This window comes from Streptomyces sp. Isolate_45 (assembly GCF_024721315.2).
Lineage (GTDB): Bacteria > Actinomycetota > Actinomycetes > Streptomycetales > Streptomycetaceae > Streptomyces.
Window position 1 is genome coordinate 1 of sequence record NZ_JANFAK020000361.1, and the last position, 1,557, is coordinate 1,557.

Below are 1,557 nucleotides of genomic sequence, written 5' to 3' on the forward strand. Positions count from 1 at the left end.
CGTTGAGCGGCGCCGCGCACCGGCCCTCGGGGCTCCGCCCCGAACCCCGCGCCTCAAACGCCGGCGAGGCTGATTCGACGCCTCAAACGCCGGCGGGGCCGGATGGCCGGGGGCACCGCCTGCGGGTTGGGCGTGCCCGATCGGGGTCGGCGCGTTGAGCGGCGCCGCGCACCGGCCCTCGGGGCTCCGCCCCGAACCCCGCGCCTCAAACGCCGGCGAGGCTGATTCGGGGGCTCAAGCGCCGGCGGGGCTGGATGGATGGGCGCGGAGGCTGGATGGACGGGCCGGGATCAGGGCGCTGCCGTAGGTCGGGGTCGGGGACGGGGTGGGGTGTCGTCCGGGACTAAAACGTGATTTGTTGGCGCCCGGTACCGCTCGCTCCATGAGGCCCGGACAGGGCGCCATAAATCATGCCCGTCCCGGACGACACCCCACCCCGGCACCGGCCCCGACCCACCCGCAGCCGCCCCGCACCCGCAGCCATCGACCCCGAACCCCGCCCGGCCAGGGCTAAAGCGGCGACTGCCACGTCAGGGTCGTGCCCCGGGTGCCGGAATCCGTGCGGCCGTCGTCGGAGACGGTCAGGTGGACTCGGGTCGGGGTCGCGTCGACGCCGACCTCGATCGAGGTGACGCCGACCCGACGGTGCGCCGCGGCCAGCGCTCCGCGCAGGGCGGCCAGCAGGTCCCCCGCCACCGGCTCCGGCAGCAACGCGTCCACCGCGCCCGCGAAGTGCACCGACGGCTGGAACCCCAGCAGCACCGCCGCCCCGCCCGTCTCCCGCAGAACCCGCCCCCGGAACGTCGTAGGCGCATCGGTCGGCGGCTGCTGGAGGGCGAAGATGGCCGTCCGGACCTCCTGGATGGTGGAGTCCAGCTCGTCGACGGCCCGGCTCAGTTCCTCGCCGACCGTGTCCCCGGTCGGCGCGTTCGAGGAGCGCCGCCGCGTGCTCTCCAGCATCATCTCCGTCGCGAACAGCCGCTGCACCACCAGGTCGTGCAGGTCCCGCGCGATCCGGTCCCGGTCCTCGTAGACGGCGAGCTGCTCGCGGTCGTGCTGCGCGTCCGCGAGGACGAGCGCCAGCGCGGCCTGGGAGGCGAACTGCGAGGCCAGCAACCGGTCCACGGCGTCGTACGGCGGCCCGCCCCGGGCCCTGGGCAGGGCCAGCGTCCCGATCAGTTGGCCGCCGCTCTGCAGCGGCAGCATCATGCTCGGGCCGAAGCGTTCCCGCACGTGGGTGGTCATCCGCGGGTCCGTCGCCGAGTCTTCGATGAACACCGGTTCCCCGCCCAGCAGTTGCTCCAGCACCGCCGATCCCGGCGCGATCGCCGTGCCGACCAGGTCCCCGGGGTCCCCGTGCGTGGAGGCGGCGACGATCTCCATGCCGCCCTCCGGGGTCGGCTGGAGCACGACCCCGGCCGCGGCGTCCGCCAGCAGCCGGGCCCGCTCGGCCACGCACATCAGGGCGTCGGGGGGCGGCCGCCCCCCCCCCAGCGTTGTGGTCAACCCCGGCCCGCCCACCAAACAACGTTACCCCCCCCCCGCGGTCACCTAAAT

Annotated in this window: 1 pseudogene; it reads right to left on the reverse strand. The window is 75.0% G+C overall.

The window, feature by feature from the left end:
- Window positions 1-510: 510 nt before the first annotated feature.
- Window positions 511-1,470, reverse strand: a pseudogene (locus NOD94_RS41065) (histidine kinase); the annotation flags it as partial.
- Window positions 1,471-1,557 lie beyond the last annotated feature (87 nt).